The sequence below is a fragment of the Streptomyces sp. NPDC096136 genome (genome assembly GCF_044763325.1).
Classification (GTDB): domain Bacteria; phylum Actinomycetota; class Actinomycetes; order Streptomycetales; family Streptomycetaceae; genus Streptomyces.
In genome coordinates this window covers 259,322-273,547 of the sequence record NZ_JBIWFZ010000006.1, presented here as the reverse complement: position 1 = coordinate 273,547, position 14,226 = coordinate 259,322, and the positions used below count along the sequence as shown (strand labels likewise).

12 protein-coding genes are annotated in these 14,226 nt (G+C 73.9%); all 12 read left to right on the top strand.

Features of this window, described 5'->3' with window-relative positions; genetic code table 11:
* Positions 1-107 precede the first annotated feature (107 nt).
* The 12 genes from ACIRBY_RS15735 to ACIRBY_RS15680 all read left to right on the top strand — a co-directional run bounded on the left by ACIRBY_RS15735 (position 108) and on the right by ACIRBY_RS15680 (position 13,783).
* Positions 108-1,439: an aspartate aminotransferase family protein gene (locus ACIRBY_RS15735; RefSeq protein WP_403900955.1), complete on the top strand. Its 1,332-nt coding sequence runs from the start codon at positions 108-110 to the stop codon at positions 1,437-1,439.
* Positions 1,436-2,746 (top strand): hypothetical protein, encoded by a 1,311-nt coding sequence (locus tag ACIRBY_RS15730; RefSeq protein ID WP_403900954.1) that lies wholly within the window; start codon positions 1,436-1,438, stop codon positions 2,744-2,746. The genes ACIRBY_RS15735 and ACIRBY_RS15730 overlap by 4 nt, the downstream gene beginning before the upstream one ends.
* Complete coding sequence (locus ACIRBY_RS15725; RefSeq protein ID WP_403900953.1) at positions 2,743-3,486, top strand: hypothetical protein; 744 nt, start codon at positions 2,743-2,745, stop codon at positions 3,484-3,486. The genes ACIRBY_RS15730 and ACIRBY_RS15725 overlap by 4 nt, the downstream gene beginning before the upstream one ends.
* Positions 3,483-4,184: an HAD family hydrolase gene (locus ACIRBY_RS15720; RefSeq protein ID WP_403900952.1), complete on the top strand. Its 702-nt coding sequence runs from the start codon at positions 3,483-3,485 to the stop codon at positions 4,182-4,184. The genes ACIRBY_RS15725 and ACIRBY_RS15720 overlap by 4 nt, the downstream gene beginning before the upstream one ends.
* A 96-nt stretch (positions 4,185-4,280) precedes the next feature.
* Positions 4,281-5,549, top strand: a complete 1,269-nt coding sequence (locus tag ACIRBY_RS15715) for a hypothetical protein (protein WP_403901140.1) — start codon at positions 4,281-4,283, stop codon at positions 5,547-5,549.
* Entirely contained in the window at positions 5,546-6,802 is a 1,257-nt protein-coding gene (locus ACIRBY_RS15710; RefSeq protein WP_403900951.1) for an acetyl-CoA carboxylase biotin carboxylase subunit family protein, read from the top strand. The genes ACIRBY_RS15715 and ACIRBY_RS15710 overlap by 4 nt, the downstream gene beginning before the upstream one ends.
* Before the next feature lie 86 nt (positions 6,803-6,888).
* Positions 6,889-8,427: a class I tRNA ligase family protein gene (locus ACIRBY_RS15705; protein WP_403901139.1), complete on the top strand. Its 1,539-nt coding sequence runs from the start codon at positions 6,889-6,891 to the stop codon at positions 8,425-8,427.
* A gap of 105 nt (positions 8,428-8,532) precedes the next feature.
* On the top strand, positions 8,533-9,588 hold the full coding sequence (locus tag ACIRBY_RS15700; protein WP_403900950.1) for an ATP-grasp domain-containing protein: 1,056 nt from the start codon (positions 8,533-8,535) through the stop codon (positions 9,586-9,588).
* A 76-nt stretch (positions 9,589-9,664) separates the two neighbouring features.
* Positions 9,665-10,936: a hypothetical protein gene (locus ACIRBY_RS15695; protein ID WP_403900949.1), complete on the top strand. Its 1,272-nt coding sequence runs from the start codon at positions 9,665-9,667 to the stop codon at positions 10,934-10,936.
* A gap of 46 nt (positions 10,937-10,982) precedes the next feature.
* Positions 10,983-12,332, top strand: a complete 1,350-nt coding sequence (locus tag ACIRBY_RS15690) for an MFS transporter (protein WP_403900948.1) — start codon at positions 10,983-10,985, stop codon at positions 12,330-12,332.
* A gap of 57 nt (positions 12,333-12,389) precedes the next feature.
* Complete coding sequence (locus ACIRBY_RS15685) at positions 12,390-13,106, top strand: M15 family metallopeptidase (RefSeq protein ID WP_403900947.1); 717 nt, start codon at positions 12,390-12,392, stop codon at positions 13,104-13,106.
* Positions 13,103-13,783 carry a C39 family peptidase gene (locus ACIRBY_RS15680; RefSeq protein WP_403900946.1) on the top strand — a complete coding sequence of 227 codons (681 nt, stop codon included), beginning with the start codon at positions 13,103-13,105 and terminating at the stop codon, positions 13,781-13,783. The genes ACIRBY_RS15685 and ACIRBY_RS15680 overlap by 4 nt, the downstream gene beginning before the upstream one ends.
* The last annotated feature ends 443 nt before the right edge of the window (positions 13,784-14,226 follow it).

Sequence of the window (14,226 nt, the reverse complement as noted above, 5' to 3'; positions counted from 1 at the left end):
CACGCGCACCCCGTCCACACGTGCCGGACTCCAGGAGTCCGCACGCCCTCATCGCCAGCGCACCTCAAGCGCGCACCGCCAGAAATCCTCCCAAGAAGGGCACACCCATGTCCATCCTCGCTTCCCCCGGTGACCTCGTGCCCGGCGCGATCCCGGACCCCGTCCTGAGCGCCGTCGTATCCGGCGAGACCTCGCCCGAGGCCGTCTACTACCCCGTCAGCGACCAGCGCATGGTCACCGGCGAAGGGGTCTACCTCTACGACTCCGAGGGCCGCGGATACATCGACTGCGCCTCCGCGACGTTCAACCTCAGCCTCGGCTACCGCCACCCGGCCGTCATCAAGGCGATCAAGGACCAGGCCGACGAGCTGATCCACGTCACGTCGAGCTTCCAGACGGAGCCCATCAACCGGCTCTCCAAGCGCCTGGCCGACCTCGCCCCCAAGCGCCTCACCAAGACCCACCTCAAAGTGTCCGGCGGATCGGTCGCCAACGAGGGCGCGATCAAGATGGCGCAGCGGGCCACGGGCAAGCGCGACGTCGTGACGCTGTTCCGCAGCCACGTCGGCCAGACCATGATGATGGCCAGCCTGTCCGGGAACGCCTTCCGCCGGGCGCCGTTCGCCCAGCTGTACCCGGGCGGCATGCAGGTGCCGGACCCGTACTGCCACCGCTGCTTCTACGGCCAGCAGGCCGGCAGCTGCCGCATGATGTGCGTGGACCGCATCAACGACTTCCTGGAGTTCGCGAGCAGCGGCAGCGTCGCCGCCGTCCTCGTGGAGCCCATCTCCGGCAACGGCGGCAACATCGTCCCGCCGGACGGCTACTTCACCAAGCTGCGCGAGCTGTGCGACGCCCACGGCATCAAGCTGATCTTCGACGAGATCCAGACCGGCATCGGCCGCACCGGGCGCATGTTCGCCGCCGAGCACTTCGGCGTCGAGCCGGACGCGATGACGGTCGCCAAGGGCCTCGGCGGTTCCGGCGCGCAGGTGGCCGCGATCATCGCGAGCGACGAGATGGCGGGCCTGCCCACCAACGACCACTCGTTCACCTACGGCTCCAACCTGCTGGCCGCCTCCGCCGCTCTGGCGACGCTCGACGTGATCGACGACCCGCTGTTCCTGGCGAACGTCCGCGCCACCGGTGACCTGATCATGGGCCGGCTGGAGGAGATGAAGAAGCGCCACCGGGTGATCTCCGACGTCCGCGGCGTGGGCCTGATGATCGGCATCGAGATCGTCGACACGGACGGCACCCCCGACACCGCCCTGACCAACCACCTCGCGGACAAGGCGATGGAGCACGGCCTGATCCTGCGCACCTCGCGCTACGGCAACGGCAACGTGCTCAAGATCCGGCCGCCGCTCACGCTGACCCTGGCCGAGGCCGAGCTGATCTGCGACCGCTTCGACGCGCTGCTGACGGAGCACGCGTGATGGAACCCGGCCTCGTCCTGGTGGGCGGCGGGTTCCGCGCCACCACCTTCCTCGCCTCCGCCCCCGAACTCCTCTCCCACCGGGTCGCCGTGTTCGAGCGCGGCACGTCCTTCGGCCCCGGCGGCTTCGCGGACTACGCGATCACCAGCACCTCGATCGGCTCCCGCTTCCTCAAGGAGCTCTCCGCCACCGGTCCCTTCTCCGCGCTGAGGGACGATCCGCTGGTCGCCCGGGTCGCCGACGCCGAGGCGCCGGTCCCCATGGCGCACCTGGCCGCGGCGCTGGGCCGGGTCGGTACGGCGGTGGCCGCGGCCCTGGGGCCCGACGGGCTCTCCCTGGGCACTGAGGTGACCGGCATCGACGTCGTCGAGGAGGGCTCGGCCGTGCTGGTCCGCCTCGCGGACGGGCGGACCGTACGGAGCCGGAACGCGGTCATCGCCACGGGGCGCACCGAGCGGCCGCACGCCGAACTCGCCCCCTGGAGGGCGAAGGTGCGCCGGTCCGCGCAGATCATCAGCCGCAGCGGGCGGGACGCGCTGCGCCGGGAGCTGGCCGCGCTCGGACGGCCCGGCGAGGACGGCGGCCGGATCGTCATCGCCGGCGCGTCGCACAGTGCCATGTCCGTGCTCCGCGTCCTGCTGGAGCTGTTCGACGAGATCCGCGCGACCGACCCCGGCTACCGGCCCCCCGCCGTCGACGTGCTCCAGCGCAGTGCGGCGCGGCTGGTCCACCCCGGCCTCGCCGAGGCGCGGCGGGACTACGTCGAGGGCCGCGAACGGGCCGCCGACCCGGCCACCGACGTCTGCCCGGAGACGGGCATCGTCTTCCGCGACTCGGGTCTGCGGCACGAGTCGCGGGACCTGTACTGCGCGCTGTGGGACGGCCGGGTCCCGGGTGCCCGGCTGATCCGCACGGGCCGGCTCGCGGAGGCCGCGGACCTGCTCGACGACGCCGCTCTGGTGGTCCAGGCGCTCGGCTACCACGGCCACGCGCCCGACGTGCTGGTCGACGGCCGGCCCGCCCGCCCCAGCGGCTCGCCGGAGCGGTTCGCGCACACGGACGACGGCACGGCGCTGATCGCCGGGCGGCCCGTTCCGGCGCTGTCGGTCCTGCGGGTCGAGCCGACGCCGTACGCCCTGCGCGACCACGCGGTCTACGGCAGCGGGCTCTACGGCAGGCTCGCCGGCCGGCTCCTCGCCCGGCTCGGAGCGGACGCCGGCCCGCTCGCCGCGACCGCGTCCGCGGCCGTTGCCGCTTCCGTGCCCACTCCCCCGTCCCCGTCCCTTCCCCTGGAGAGCGCCGTATGACCACCGAGACGACGACGGCGGGCGCCGCCGCGTGCGTCCGCAACCAGCAGCAGCTCGTCGAGGAGCTGGCCGATCTGCTCCAGGGCCGCAAGCGGCCGGGCCGGCCGCTGGTGGCCGGGCTGACCGGCATGGACACCTCCGGCAAGTCGCAGCTGGCCACCGCGCTGGCCGCCGAGTTCGAGCGCCGGGGAGCCGACCACCAGCTCGTCCGGATCGACGACTTCCACCGGCCGCGCGCCGTCCGCTACCGCTCCGACCTGCCGGAGGCCGAGGCGTACTACCACCACAGCATCGACTTCGGCCGGGCCGCCGGGGAACTGCTGCGGCCCGTGAGGGAGGACGGCCGGCTGTCGGCGGAGCTGACCCTGCTGGACCTGCCCACCGACACGTACACGCTGACCCGGACGTACGAGGTCGGGCCGGAGACGATCGTGCTGGTCGAGGGGGTGTTCCTGTTCCGCGACGAAATCCGGGACCTGATCGACCTGTTCGTGTACCTCGACGTCGCCGAGGACGTCGTACTGGCCCGCGGCCGGTCGCGGGACGTCCCCTCGCAGGGCGAGGAGGTCATGGGCAAGTACCACACGAAGTACCTGCCGGCGCAGCGGGCGTACCTGGCCGAACACCCGCCGGCCGAGCACGCGGAGGTGATCGTCGACAACTCGGACTGGACGGCTCCGGCCGTACGGGTGTGGCCGGCGGACGCGGTGGCGGCCCGGGCAGAGGACGGCGGGCGATGAGCGCCGCGGCCCCCGGCCGGGGTCCCGTGCGCGCGGTGGTCTTCGACCTGTGGAAGACGCTCGTCCCGCTGCCCGACGACGTGAAGCGGCAGGCCTTCACCGAGACGGCGCAGGCTCTGGGCCGGCGGCCGGAGGAACTCGCCGGGCCCTGGGCGCAGACCCGGGTGCGGCGCGAGACCGGCCCCCTGGGCGCCTACCTCGACGGCCTGCGCGAGGACCTCGACGCTCCGTGGGACGAAGCCCAGCAGGCCGAGGCCATGCTGGTGCGCCGGACCGTCCACGGCCGGGGCTTCGCCCGTCCCGCCGACGGCGCCGTCGAGACGCTGACCAGGCTGAAGGCCTCGGGCGTGCCGATCGGCCTGGTCTCGAACTGCAGCTCCGACGTCCGGGACATGCTCGACGCCTCGGACCTGGGGCCGCTGATCGACGTGTCCGTGCTCTCGGCGGAAGCCGGGCTCATGAAGCCGGATCCGGAGATCTTCCTGCTCGCCGCCCGCCGGCTGGGCGTGGACAGCGGTGCGTGCCTCTACGTCGGAGACGGCCACGACGACGAACTGGACGGCGCGTCGAGCGCCGGGATGACCGCCGCGCTGCTCGACCTCGGCGAGGACCACCCGTGGGCCGGCCCCCGGATCGGCGCGCTGCCGGAGGTCCTGGGGCTGGCCGGGTACGGCGGCCGTGCACCGGATGCCGTCTGAGGCGACGGCGCACGAAGCGTTCCCCGGCCCCGCTCCGACGCCCGTACCGGGCGATCGACCACCTTTTCCCCGTTCCGACAGGAGCTCGTGAACCTCATGAAGCACGTCATCGTCACCAACACCGGCAATACCAAGCAGGCCCGGCAGCTCGCCGAACGGGGCGACCTGCGCATCCTGTTCGTCACCGAGCCGCGGTTCGTCGACCAGTACCCGGAGGGCACCGAGCTCGCCCTGGTGGACGACCTCAACGACCCCGAAGCCGTCACCGCCGCGGTCACCGCGGCGCGGCAGCTCGGCGAGTTCACCCACGTGCTGGCGCTCTCGGAGCGCGCCTCCCAGGCGGCAGCCCACCTGCGCAGCCACCTCGGGCTGCCGGGGCCTTCGTTCGACACGGTGGTCAACTGCACCGACAAGCAGGTCATGAAGCAGCGGTTCCGGGAGGCCGGGCTGCCCACCGCACGGCATGCCCTCGCGGCCGACGCGGCCGGGCTCGCCGCCGCACTCGGGGAGACCGGCTATCCGGCCATCGTCAAGCCGGTCATCGGTGCCGGCGCGGACGCGACCGAGGTCGTGCGCTCCGCCGCCGACCTCGCGACGCCCGCCGTGCAGGCGTACCTCGACCGGCTGGCCCACCCGGCCACCACCTCCGAGAAGGCCTTCCCGGTCGTGGTCGAGCAGTACCTGGACGTTCTCAACGAGTACCACTGCGACGGGCTCGTCACCGACGGCGAGGTGACGTACGTACGGGTGTCGCGCTACCTCAAGCCCGTCCTCGCCTACGGGGAGGGCGGTGTCTTCGGCTCCCACCTGCTGGACCAGGACTCCGCGGAGGCGGCCGTGGTCCGCGAGCTGCACGAGCGGGCCGTCCGCGCGGTGGGCCTGCGCGACGGGGTGACCCACTTCGAGGCGCTGGAGACCGCCGACGGCATCCTCGCCGGGGAGATCGCGTGCCGTCCGGGCGGCGGCGGCATCCGCCGCATGCTCCAGCTCGACAGCGGCTTCGACACCTGGGGCGCGTACATCGCGAGCAGCTTCGGGGAAGCGTACGAGGTCCCGTCCGCAGCGGGTGCCCCGGACTCCGGTGCCGCGGACGCGGGCCTGCTCGTCGAGATGCTGTTCCCGGCCGTGCGCGGCACCGTGACGGCGATCAGCGCGGCGGAGGACTTCACCGCGATTCCCGGCGTCATCGAGGTCGACATGCGGCTGAAGGCGGGCGACACGGTCGGCGGGCTCATGGACTCCTCCACGGTCAGCGGCCTGGTCTTCGCGCGGACTTCGGCCGACCGCGACGTGTCCGCCCTCGTACGGGACGTCGAGGCGGCGTTCCGCATGGAGACCGCTGCGCCCGAGGAGGCGGCCGCGTGAGGATCCTCGTCCTGAACCGCTCCAACCTCGCCACCACCCCCTACGCCCAGTGGCTCGGCCCCGCGCACGAGGTCGTGCTCGTCACCTCCACCGGCGCCATCAGCGCCGACCCCGATCGCGCGCGGGCGGAGCTGTCCGGCTACCGCGAGGTGGTCACCTTCGACCGCTTCCACGCGAACGCGGCCGTCGAGACCACCGCACTCGACCTGCACCGGCGCCACGGCTTCGACGCGGTCATCGCCATGAACGAGTACGACCTGCTGCGGGCGGCCCGCCTGCGGGAGGCGATGGGCCTCGACGGCCAGGGCACCGCCGAGGCGGAGGCGTTCCGCGACAAGCTCCGCATGAAGGAGGTCCTCACCGCGGCCGGCGTCCGCACGGCACCGTTCGCGCCCGTCGCGCACGTCACCGACCTGTACGCGTTCGCCGCCGAGCACGGCTACCCGTTCGTGGTGAAGCCGCGGCGCGGCGCCGGGTCGACGGGCGTGGAAGTGCTGCGCGACGCGGACGGGCTGGCGGCCTACGCCGCATCCCACACCCCGCTCGGGGACGACGACGGAGCCGCGCTGCTGGCGGAGGCGTACGTCGAGCACGAGCTGTTCCACATCGACGGGCTGGTCGTGGCGGGCACCACGGTGCTGGTGTGGCCGTCCGCCTGCACCTCCGCGCTCACCTACCGCGAGGGCACCGTGTTCACCAGCACCACCCTCGATGCGCACGACCCGCTGACCGGGCCGCTGCGCGACCTGACCCTCCGCGCGGTGCGCGCCCTGTCGGCCTGGCCCACGCTCACGTTCCACGCGGAGGTCTTCCGCACCGCGGACGGCACGCTCCTGCTCAACGAGATCGCCTCCCGGGTCGGCGGCGGCAAGATCTACGAGACGATCCGGCTGGCGACCGGTGTGGACCTGGTCCGCGAGTACATCCAGGCCGTCGGCGACGACAGCGTTCACCGCCCGCCCGTGGACCGGCCCGAACGGACCGCCGGCTTCGCCCTGTTCCCCGGCAGCCCGGGAACCCTGGCGGCGGCGCCCGCCGAGGGCACCTGTGACGTGCCCGGCGTGGACCAGTACCGCCTCAACGTGCCGGTGGGCACGTTCCTCGGCGTCGCCGAGCACAGCAGCGCGCGGATCGCGTCGGTGGTCGTCGCCGGCGACGACCGCGCCGCGGCGGGGGCGGTCCTCGCCGAGGCCGTCGACTGGTTCCGGGCGGCCTGCGAGATCACGCCGCCGGAACCGGACCCCGCCCCCTGACCGGCCCCCTCCCCCGCTCGCCCGCTTCCCTCCCGTACGTCGAAAGGCCCCCCGTGCACGTCAGTCAGACCGTCCTCATCGTGCCGATGCAACCCACCCCCAACGGACGCATGCACATCGGCCACGGCGCCGGAACGTATCTGCGCGCCGACGTCCTCGCCCGTGCGCTGCGCAGCCGCGGCCACGACGTGTCCGTCATCAGCGGCAGCGACGGGTTCGAGGACTGGGTCACCGCCGCGGCCCGGGCGGACGGAAACACCCCCGAGGAGACCGTCGCCCGCCACCACGCCGGCATCAAGCAGGACCTGGACAGCCTGTCCATCGGCCTCGACGCGTGGATCGACCCGACCTCGGCCGAGCACCACGACGGCTACCGGGCCGTCCACGAGGACACCTTGGAGCTGCTCCGCTCCACCGGCGCGGCACGCGCCGAGAGCGAGCGGATCCCGTTCTCCGAACAGACCGGGCGGGCCGTCGTCGGCACCTGGATCGCCGGCGACTGCCCGCACTGCGGCAAGCCGTGCGGCGGCGCGACCTGCACGTTCTGCGGCCAGTTCTTCCAGCCCGAGGAGGTCGTCAACCCGCGCTCGCGGCTCGACGACTCCACGCTGGAGTGGCGGGACGAGGAGAACTGGTTCACGTACCCGGCCGATCCGCACGCCATCACCGAGCACCACGAACGGGCCGGGGTCCGCCCGCAGTTCCTCGACACCGTGCGCCGCTACCTCGACGCCAGTGCGGGGCGGGTCAACCTCACCGGCCAGGGCACCTGGGGCATCAAGAGCCGTACGCTCCCGGCAGGCAAGGTCATCGCGAACAGCTACTACCTGTACAGCGTGTACTGCGGCGAGGTGCACCGGCGGCTGACCGGCGCCGGCGCCAACCCGTTCGCCGCCGACAGCGACGTCACCACGATCGGCGTGTTCGGCAGCGACAACTCCCGTCCGGGCTTCGTGTCCCCACACGTCATCGCCCAGGGTTCGGGCGGCGCCCTCAAGCCGTTCGACGCGGCCGTCGTCACCGGCATGCTGCACTTCGAGGGCCAGAAGTGCTCCACCAGCAAGGGCCACGGCATCTGGCTCGGCGAGCTGCTCGGCAGTGCCCGCGTCACGGCGGACGAGCTGCGCTTCCACCTGCTCCACGCCCCGCTGGACCACGGCACCGCCGACGTCACCCTGGACGGCCTGGTCGAGGACGTGGTGCGGCTGCGCGACTGGCAGCGGAACGTGCTGCTGCCCGCGGTCGACCAGGTGCGGTCGGCGGGCGCCGCCGTGGCGTGCACCCCCGCCGTGCTCGACGCCGTCGACGCCCAGCACACCGGGCTCAGCCCCTACCACACTGACCTCACCGCGGCCGTCGCCGCGCTCGCCGACTGGATGCACCGGGGCCCCGGCTCCGCGCCCGAGGACCGCGGACCGTGGCTGCTCGGCCTCGCCCTGCTCGGTGCGCCCCTGGTGCCCCGCCTCGCCGGTGAGATCTGGGCCCAGCTGGGCTTCGAGGGCGCGCCGGACCTGGCGCGGGCCCGTGCCGGCAGCTCCGCGCCGTGCCCCGGGCCGCGGCTGACGCCGCCGCCCGCGCAGCCGCTGACGACCGAGGCCCTCCTGCCCTTCGTCCACCGGGCCTGAGGCGCGCGGCCGCCGCCCCGGCCCGGCCCGCGCCGTCACCCGTACCTGCCCCCCACGCCCCTCCCTCGCCCTTCTTCCCTCACCGACCGGACACCGGAGTACCCCATGCACATCACCAGCTGGCTCGACCACGAACCCCACCGGCTGCGCGAGCTGGTCCGCAGCGCCGTGGCCCGTACCGCCCCCTGGCGGGTGGCCGTGCTCTACGGCGGGACCTCCGCCGAGGACCGGCTCTACATGGAGAGCAAGCCCGCCTCCGACTGGTCGGTGCACGACGTCCTGGACGGGCTGCGGCAGCTGGGGACCGAGGCCGACTGGATCGACCCGACCTCCCCCGCCTTCCCCTCCGAGATCACCGCCTACGACGCCGCGTTCCTCAACGTGCACGGCGACTTCGGCGAGGACGGCCACCTCCAGGGCACGCTCGCCTACCTCGGCGTCCCCTACACCGGCAGCTCGGTCGCGACGGGCGTCATCGGCGCCGACAAGCGCCTGACGAAACTGCTCCTGGCCTCCTCCGGCGTCACCGTCCCCGCCCACCGGCGGCTCAGCCCGGCCGGGACGCCCGAGGCCGGCCTGCCGTGCCCGGTCATGCTGAAGGCCGTCAACGGCGGCAGCAGCGTGGGCATGGTCCTCGTCACCGAGCCGGACGACGTCGCCCCCGCCCTGCGCGGCCTCGGGGAGGCCGGCTTCACCGACGTCATCGCCGAACCCTTCGTCGACGGCACCACCGTGACGGTCTCCGCCCTGCGCATCGACGGCGAGGTGGTCCTGCTGCCGCCGGTCACCTGCGGCACCGAGCGGGAGTACTACGACGAGTACAGCAAGCTGCACGGCGAGCGGGCGGGCACGGTGACCTACCTGGCCCTGACCGACGCCGACGACCCCCGCCTGCACGCCCTGCACCGCGCCACCCGGCACGTCCTGGAGGTCATCGACTTCGAAGGCGCGATCCGGGTGGACTTCATCCTCACGCCGGAGGGCGACCCGGTGCTCCTGGAACTCAACACCATCCCCGGCGTCCAGCACGGCAGCAACCTCGTGCTCGCCGCCGCCGCGGCCGGCATCACGTACCCCGAGCTGCTGGGCGTCGTCCTGGCCAGCGCCGCGAACACCGCGAAGCTCGCGCCGTGGAGGCGGGAGCGGGCCGACCTGGCCTGACCCCGGCTCCGGCCCGGGCCACGGCCCCGGAGCAGCCGGACACACCCTCCCCCCGCACAGAACGGACACCCATCCCATGCTCCATGACGGCTACAACACCACCGCGGTAGCAGTGGTCGACGCGCTCGGCACCGGTCACCTCCTCGGCCCCGCCCTCCGCTCCCGCGGCGTCCCCGTCGTCCACGTACGCAACCACACCGCGGCGTTCGAACGGCAGCTCCAGACCTTCCACGCGCCGGACTTCACCGCCGCGCTCGACTTCACCGGTGACCCGGCGGCCACCGCACGGCAGCTGCGCGGACTGGGCGTCCGGCACGTCCTGGCCGGCACCGAGAGCGGCAGCGACACCGCCGACCTCCTCGCCACCGAACTGGACCTGCCCACGGCGAACGCCCCCGGATTCGCCGCGGCCCGCCGGGACAAGCGCACGATGCACCGGATCCTGCACGAGGCCGGGGTCGCCGTACCGGCCCAGCAGCACCTGGACGGCGAGGGCCGCGTCCGCTGGCAGACCGGCCCGCTCGCACCGGAGCGGCCCACCGTGGTCAAGCCGCCCGCCAGCGCCGGGACGGACGGCGTGCACGTCTGCCCCACCGCGGCGGACCGCGACGCCGCCGTGCGCAGCCTGCTGGGCGCCCCCAACCTGTTCGGCCAGCCCAACGACGGCGTGGTGGTCCAGGAACTCCTCACCGGCCCGGAGTACATGGTCAACACCGTGTCCGTGGACGGCTCCCACATGGCCGTCGAGATCTGGCGCTCCGACAAGAAGCTGGTCGACGACGCGCCCGTCTACGACCGGCAGGAGCTGCAGAGCCCCGACGCCCCCGGCATGCCCGCCCTCCTCGCCTACGTCCGCGAGGTCCTCACCGCGCTGGGCGTGCGCTGGGGCGCCACCCACACCGAGGTCATCCTCACCGACCGGGGGCCCCTGCTGCTGGAGACGGGCACCCGGCTGCCCGGCGGCCACGACCCCTCGCTCAGCCTCAAGGCCCTGGGCACCAGCCACCTCGACGAGGTCGTCGACTCCTACCTCGCGCCCGACGCGGTCGCCGACCGCGGTCCGGTCCGCCCGCTGCGCCGTCACGCGCTGGGCGTCAGCCTGATCTCCCCGACCGCCGGCGTCCTCCTGCGGCCGCTCGACCTGGACCCGGTCACCTCGCTCCCGTCGTTCCACGGGATCAAGCTGACCGTCCGCGCCGGATGCGAACTCCCCCGTACGACCGGCCTGCACAGCAAGCCCGGCGGCCTCTACCTCTGCCACGAGGACCCCGCGCAGCTCGAACGCGACTACCTGGCCGTACGGGCCTGGGAGCGGAACGAGTTCACCGACGCCGTGGCCGGCCGCTGACGGACGCCGCCCGGCGCCCGGAGTCCGGCGCCGGCCCTCCTACCGATTGCCCTGCCCTGGCCGCCCTGGCCGCCCTGCCCGCCCTGGCCGCCCTGGCCGCCCTGCCCGCCCTGCCCGCCCTGCCCTTGAGGATGCCGCCATCAACGCCCGAGCGAACACCACCACGCCCCCGCCGGAACCCGGCACCGCGCTCACCCCCCGCGAGCTGCTCCGCCGCAGACCGCTGCGGCTGCTCTTCCTGGCCCGCGGCACCTCGGTGCTGGGCGACATGGTCACCCCCGTCGCCCTGGTCTTCGCCGTCCTCGCCCTGGGCGGCGGCGCGTCCGGCGTCGGCGTGGTGCTGGCCGCCCGGGCGCTGCCGAGCGTGGCACTCGTCCTGATCGGCGGGGTCGTCGGCGACCGCTACCCGCGCCGGTCCGTCATGGTGTGGTCGAACCTCGCGGGTTTCGCGGGCCAGACCCTCACCGGCGTCCTCATCCTCCTCCAGCACGCCCCGCTGTGGTGCATCGCCCTGCTGGCCGCCACCCGCGGGGCGACGGGCGCGTTCTTCAACCCGGCCTCCACCGGCGCCATCGCGGAAGTCGCCCCGGCGGGGAACCTCCGGCAGACCTACAGCCTCTTCTCCCTCGTGGGCAATGCCGCGGAAGTCGCCGGACCGGTTCTCGCCGCCGCACTCCTGGCCTGGACCGACCCCGGCTGGCTGCTGGTGGCGGACGGAGCCACCTTCCTGATCAGCGCACTTCTCGTCTCCGCCGTCGGCCCCCTGGGCGAACCGGCCGCCGGCGCCCGCCGCTCGATGGTCAAGGACATCCGCGAGGGCCTGCGCTGCGTCACGGAACGCCGCTGGCTGAGCGCCCTCATCGCCAGCGCCGCAGTCTTCCAGCTGTGCCTCCTGTCCGCCCTGAACGTCCTCGGCCCGGTCGTCGCCGACGACCACCTCGGCGGCGCCTCCGCCTGGGCCCTCATCGTCGGCGCGCTGGGCGCCGGCGGGCTGTGCGGCACCGCCCTGTCCCTCAAGCTGCGCATGCGACGGCCCCTGCTGACCGGGTACGTCGTCATGCTCGCGGGCGCCGGCCCGACCCTGCTCCTCCTCGCCCTGCCCGCGCCCGTGTACGTCCTCGCCGTCTCCGAGTTCGTCTCCGGCATGGCCATCGCGGTCTTCACCGCCGTGGAGTCGGCGGCCATAGCCAAGGAAGTGCCCCGCGACCTCCTCTCGCGCGTGGACGCCGTCAACCGCTTCGGGTCGATGGGCCTGCGCCCCGTCGGCACGGCCCTGGTCGGCCCGGTCGCCGCCGCCTGCGGAGTGCCCCTCACCCTCGTCTGCGCCGCCGTGCTCTCCCTGCTCGCCATGGTCGTCCCCCTGCTCGTCAGGGACGTGCGGCAGCTGACCGAGTGAGCGGGACGCCACCAGAAGCCGAACGGACGCCCCCGCACGACCCCCGAGGAGACTCGTATGACGGACCTCACGCCCGCCCCCGTCCTGATGGCCGACCCCCGCGTCGCCGCCATCCCCGTCACCGGCTCCGACGAGCCGCTCGTCGACCTGCGCACCCACTCCCACCTGCGCATCGACACCCGCAAGGCCGACCCGGCCGGACACTACGCCCACGTACGGCAGGGCGTCGCCGACCGCCTCGCACGCGCCGCCGGCCTGCTCCCCGCCGGAATCGCCTTCCTCTTCGTCGAGGGCTACCGGCCGCCCGACCTCCAGCAGCACTACTTCACCGCGTACCGCGAACGCCTGCGCGACCTGCGGCCCGACCTGGACGACGCCGGCCGGCACCTCGCCGCCAGCCGGTACGTGTCACCCCCGGAGATAGCACCCCACTCGGCCGGATCCGCCATCGACCTGACCCTGTGCACCGAGGACGGCCGCGAACTGCCCATGGGCACGAGCGTCAACGCCTCCCCCGAGGACAGCGCCCTGCGCTGCTACACGGCGGCCCCGGACATCGACCCGGAGTGCCGCGCGAACCGCGAGCTGCTCGGCGGCGTCCTCACCGCGGTCGGCTTCGTCAACTACCCCACCGAGTGGTGGCACTGGTCGTACGGGGACCGCTACTGGGCTCTGGGTACGGGCCGCGCCGCAGCCCTGTACGGGCCGGTCCACCGCACCGCGGAACCACCGGTCGACGGGAGCGCGGACGCCGGCGAAGGGACCGCCCGGTGATTCCGGAGCCGTCCCACCTCACCCCGCCGCACCCCGTCGCGCCCCACTCCGCGTACCGGCCCGTCCGCCACGAGGTGCCGTACTTCGCGCAGTGGGAGTCGCCCGAGCTGGTCTCGGAGATCGTCACGGGCCGCCTCGACGCCGCCGACGACCCCCGCTGGCGGGCCTCCGGCGCCGACTCCCGCGAGGAGTACGCCTTCTGGTCCTGGCGGGCATGCGGCATGGCCTGCCTCCGGATGGCGCTGACCCACTGGGGCCTCGACGCGCCCCCGAGCGTCACCCTCGGCAAGGAGTACCTCGAAGCGGGCGCGTACGTGCCGAAGGAGGGCGGCCTGCACGGTCTGATCTACGCGCCCTTCGCCCGCCACACCCGGGACCGCTTCGGCCTCCACGCCGAATCCCGCCCCTGGCTCCCGCTGCACGAGGTGGCGTACCAGCTGCACGCCGGCCGCCTCGTCATGCTGTCCGTCCACCCGGGCGTCCGCAGCGGGGACACCGAGCCGCCCCACCGCGGCGGGCACCTGGTGCTGGCCGTGGGCGCGGACCGGGAGTCGGTCACGATCCACAACCCGTCGGGCTGGCACGGCACCTCGCAGGAGTTCGTCGACGTCCCCTGGCCGGTGATGCGCCGCTACTACGCCCACCGCGGCGTCCTCCTCGGCCGCCCGGCCGACTGACCCCGCGCCCTCCCGGCGAAGGGGAACGATGGTCGGCCCCGACCCGGCACGGGAGCGTGCGCAGCGTGGGCCGGCCCCGGGGCGCGACGGCTGGCCGAGCCCCGCGCGGGAACGGTGGCCCCTACGCCGCGGCCCTCGAGGCGCGGCGGTGGGTGACGACCAGGCCGCCGAGCGGACGCCTTCGAGCTTGGGGCGGGGGCGTCGGTGGGGATGTGGCCGACACCTCGAGGAGACGGGTGCTGCGGGCGAGGGCTTGGGCGTGCTTGCCGAAGAAGGCGCCGATCAGGACCAATCCGGCGATCGTCGGCAGCGCCCAGCAGACCAACCCCGGCCTGACGGTGGTCAGCGCCCTCGACCGCGACCAAGCACTTCCAGGGGGCCGGGCGACGTCCGGGCAGCCGGCTCGGTTCGCGAGGAGTTCCGGTCTGCCCTCATGGGGGTGA